Source organism: uncultured Limnohabitans sp., assembly GCF_937889215.1.
Lineage (GTDB): Bacteria > Pseudomonadota > Gammaproteobacteria > Burkholderiales > Burkholderiaceae_C > Limnohabitans_A.
The window spans coordinates 1-4,067 of the sequence record NZ_CALBEX010000024.1 but is presented as its reverse complement, the minus strand read 5'-3'; the positions used below and the strand labels follow the sequence as shown (position 1 = coordinate 4,067).

The window sequence follows — 4,067 nt, the reverse complement described above, 5'->3', positions numbered from 1 at the left end:
TTGCTGGCCCGCACTGGAGATGTAGATGTGGATCACCTCGGTGCCGCCAATGCCGTCGGTCATCTCGATGCCCGTGGCCTGCTTCCACAACTGGCGGGTGGCGTCGGGCAAGGCCTCGCCTGCAGACACCGGGTGCTGGAGGCTGCTCAGGTCGTGCTGCCCGGCCATCGTCGCCATTTGGCGGTACATGGTGGGCGCGGTGTAGCACTGCGTGGCTCGGTATTGGGTGATGGTCTGCAGCAGGGTTTCGGGCGTGTGCTTTTCAAGCAGCACGGTGCTGGCGCCATGGCGCAGCGCAAACGCCAGCATGCCGCCCAGGCCAAAGGTGAAGGCAATCGGCGGCGTGCCGCAGACCACGTCGTCTTCGGTCATTTGCAAGATGTGACGCGGGAACAGGTCGCACATGGCCAGCACATCACGGTGGAAGTGCAGCGTGCCCTTGGGCTGGCCGGTGGTGCCGCTGGTGAACGCGATCAGGCACACATCGTCGCGGCTGGTGGGGTGCGCTTCAAAGTGCCCGCTGTGGCGCAGCATGCGCTGCTCCAGACCTTGTGCAGCGCTGCTGCGAAATTCAAGCACCTGCTGCAGGCGTGGTGCGTGGTGGGTGTGGCCCTCCGTCATGCAATGGCGCAGCTCGTCGGCCAACACGCTGTCGCACAGTGCGGCGCTGACCTGGGCCTTGTCGATGATGGTGGCCAGCTCGCCCGCCCGCAGCAGCGGCATGGTGGGCACTGCCACTAACCCGGCTTTGAAGCTGGCCAGCAAACACGCCGCCATCATGGGGCTGTTGCCCCCTCGCAGCAGCACCCGGTTGCCGGGCAGCAAACCCATGTCGTGCGTAAGTACCTGCGCGATGCGGTTGACCTGGTCCTGCAGTTGGGCATAGGTCCAGCTGAAGGGGCCGCTGCGTTGGTCGATGTCGTGCAAGCCATGCACCGCCACCCGTTGCCCAAGGCCCTCGGCCACATGCCGGTCCACCAGTTCTGCGGCGCAGTTGAGCGTGTCTGGGTACTGAAGTTCTGGACGGTCAGCGATGAACACCGGCCATTGCTCGGGTGGCGGCAAATGCTCGCGTGTGAATGTGTCCACATGCATGCTTGGTAAAAGGGTGTTCCAGTCGTTCATCTCGTCTCCGTTTTGTTGTTTTACTGGGGAGTGCTTGCGCACCACGCTGTCGAGGGGCCCCCGGGGCCCCTCGGCAGCTCACCCATTCGTTGGCGCTTGGCGTTACCCCTTCAACACATCCTTGCCAATGATCAACTGCTGCACTTCCGTTGCCCCCTCGTAAATGCGCAGCGCCCGGATCTCGCGGTACAGCGACTCCACCATCACGCCTTTTTTGACGCCCATGCCCCCGTGCATCTGCACCGCCATGTCGATGATTTGTTGTGCGTTTTCGGTCGCGCTCATCTTGGCCATGGCCGCTTCGCGCGTGATGCGTGCGCCCTGGTCGCGCAGCCAAGCGGCGCGGTAGGTCAAGAGCGTGGCCGCGTCCAGCATGGTGGCCATCTGCGCGCTCTTGGTCTGGGTGATCTGAAAGTTGCCCAAGCTTTGGCCGAACATCTTGCGCGAACGCGCCCAAGCGATGGACTCGTGCAACGCCCGTCGCCCAAAGCCCAAAGCAGCAGCCGCCACCGAAGTGCGAAACACATCGAGCGTGGCCATGGCGACCTTGAAACCTTGGCCCGCTTCGCCAATGCGTTGGTTGGCAGCGACATTGCAATGGTCAAACTTGAGCGTGGCCAGCGGGTGCGGCGCGATGACGTCGATGCGTTCTTCAATGGACAAGCCAGGCGTGTTGGCGTCCACAATGAAGGCCGTGATGCCACGCGCCCCTGGCGCTTCGCCCGTGCGGGCGAACACCACATAAAAGTCGGCAATGCCGCCGTTGCTGATCCAGGTCTTGCGGCCGTTCAGCACATAGCCGTCATCCGTGGCGGTGGCGCTGCACTGCATGGCCGCGACGTCAGAGCCCGCATCGGGTTCGCTGAGCGCAAAGGCTGACAAGGCCTGGCCCGATGCCACACGCGGCAGGTAGCGCTGTTTTTGATCGGCTGTGCCCATGAGGCTGATGGCACCTGTGCCCAAGCCCTGCATCGCAAACGCGAAGTCGGACAAGCCGTTGTGAAACGCCAGTGTCTCGCGCAGCAGGCACAGCTGGCGCGTGTCGATCACGTCGGACGCAGCGCCGTAGGCCGTGCCCGACACCGCGTGTTGGAGCCAGCCGCCGCTGCCCAGCAGGCGGACCAGACGGATGCATTCGGCGTCCACCGCATCGCGGCTTTCGTTGTGGTGCGCATGACCATGAGGAGGGGCCAAGTGTTCGTGGCACCAGGCATCGAGCCGCACCTTGAAGCTGCGGTGGCTGTCGTCAAAGAAAGGCCAGTCGAGTTCTGGCGGGTGAGTGGCTTGGTGTTCGGACATGGCTCAGTCCCCTTCAAACACGGGCGTTTGCTTGGCCACAAAGGCGTGGTAAGCCCGGTGGAAGTCGTTGGTGGCCATGCAGATGGCTTGCGCTTGGGCTTCGGCCTCGATGGCTTCGTCCACGCCCATGTTCCACTCTTGCTGCAGCATTTTTTTGGTCATGCCGTTGGCAAAGGTGGGGCCGTTGGCCAGTTGCGCGGCCAAGGTCTGGGCGTCGGCCAACACGCTGTCGGCCTCGCACACCCGGTTGTAAAAGCCCCAGCGCTCAGCCTCCAGCGCGCCCAAGCCGCGCCCGGTGAACAGCAGCTCACTCGCACGGCCCTGGCCAATGATGCGCGGCAATAACGCGCAAGCGCCCATGTCGCAACCGGCCAGGCCGACCTTGTTGAACAGGAAATAGGTCTTGCTGCGCTCGGTGCCCAGGCGCATGTCCGAGGCCATGGCCAAAATCGCTCCGGCCCCGGCGCACACGCCGTCAATCGCAGCAATGATGGGTTGTGGGCAAGCGCGCATGGCCTTGACCAAGTCGCCCGTCATGCGGGTGAAGGCCAGCAGACCCGGCATGTCGAGCTTTGTGAGCGGGCCGATGATCTCGTGCACATCCCCACCTGAGCAGAAGTTGCCCCCGGCGCCGGTGATGACCACGGCATGCACGTCGGGCGCGTAGGGCAGGGCGCGGAAGAAGTCGCGCAACTCGGCATACGAGTCGAACGACAGCGGGTTCTTGCGCTCGGGGCGGTTCAGGCTGACGGTGGCCACACCGCCCGTCACGCTCAGCAAAAAGTGCTCAGGCTGGTAGTCGGCCATGGCGGTGTTGTGGCGCGGCAGCTGGTGCGGCTGGCCGGGCAGGTAACGTTGACTCATGGTGTCTCCTGGGGGTGCGGTGTCTGATGAATTGCCAACTGGGGCTTGGCTGTATTTGAGGGTGCCCAGCAGCTGGTGCAGTTGTTCTTGCTGCCCTGGGTTCAGCGGTGCCAGCAGCTCGACCACCCAGGTTTCGTGGGCGCTGGCCATGGCGGCAAAAGCGACGCGCCCGGCTGGGGTCAGGTGCACCGCAAAAGCGCGGCGGTCGCCGGGTTGGGGCTGGCGCTGCACCAGCTGTTCGCGTTCAAGTTGGTCCACGATGGTGGTGACGTTGCCGCCCGTGACCATCATGCGGCGCGACAGCTCGCCCATGGACAGGCCCTGGGGTTCGCGCTCCAGCTGGGCCATCAGGTCAAAGCGAGGCAGCGTGATGCCAAATTGCTCGCGCAGCCGCTGGCGGATGGTGTCTTCGATGCCGGTGGTGGCCGACAGCAGCCGCAGCCACAGGCGCAGCGAGGCGTGGTGGCCCGAGTGCGCCCGCACCTCCATGTCGGTGTGGTCGCGGGCGCTCATCGGGCGTGCTCCCCGCCATCGATGGCAATGGCTTGGCCGTTGATGGCCCCGCTGCCTTCGGCGCACAGCCACAACACGCTTTGCGCCACTTCACCCGGCTGCACCAAGCGCTGTTGGGGGTTGCTTTGCGCCAGCACAGTGCGCGCTTGCGCCTCGCTCTGGCCGGTTTTGGCCACGATGTTGCGCACCGCGCTGGCCACGATCTCGGTCTCGGTGTAGCCGGGGCACAGGGCCATGACCCGCACCCCGTGCGCGGCGGCGCTGAC

Annotated in this window: 4 protein-coding genes and 1 pseudogene; all 5 read right to left on the bottom strand. The window is 64.8% G+C overall.

The features are described from left to right. The coding region (locus tag Q0341_RS00635) for an AMP-binding protein (RefSeq protein ID WP_299509839.1) at window positions 1–1,125 on the bottom strand (1,125 nt) is incomplete at its 3' end. 102 nt (window positions 1,126–1,227) lie between these two features. Continuing rightward, window positions 1,228–2,424: an acyl-CoA dehydrogenase family protein gene (locus Q0341_RS00630; protein ID WP_299509837.1), complete on the bottom strand. Its 1,197-nt coding sequence runs from the start codon at window positions 2,422–2,424 to the stop codon at window positions 1,228–1,230. 3 nt (window positions 2,425–2,427) lie between these two features. Then, the gene (locus Q0341_RS00625) at window positions 2,428–3,288 is read right to left on the bottom strand and encodes an enoyl-CoA hydratase family protein (RefSeq protein WP_299509842.1); all 861 of its coding nucleotides are present in this window, start codon (window positions 3,286–3,288) and stop codon (window positions 2,428–2,430) included. A 207-nt stretch (window positions 3,289–3,495) separates the two neighbouring features. Continuing rightward, window positions 3,496–3,777: pseudogene (locus Q0341_RS00620) on the bottom strand (MarR family transcriptional regulator); the annotation flags it as partial. A gap of 20 nt (window positions 3,778–3,797) precedes the next feature. Beyond that, window positions 3,798–4,067, bottom strand: a 270-nt coding sequence (locus Q0341_RS00615; protein ID WP_299509835.1) for an SDR family oxidoreductase, incomplete at its 5' end; no start/stop codon positions are given.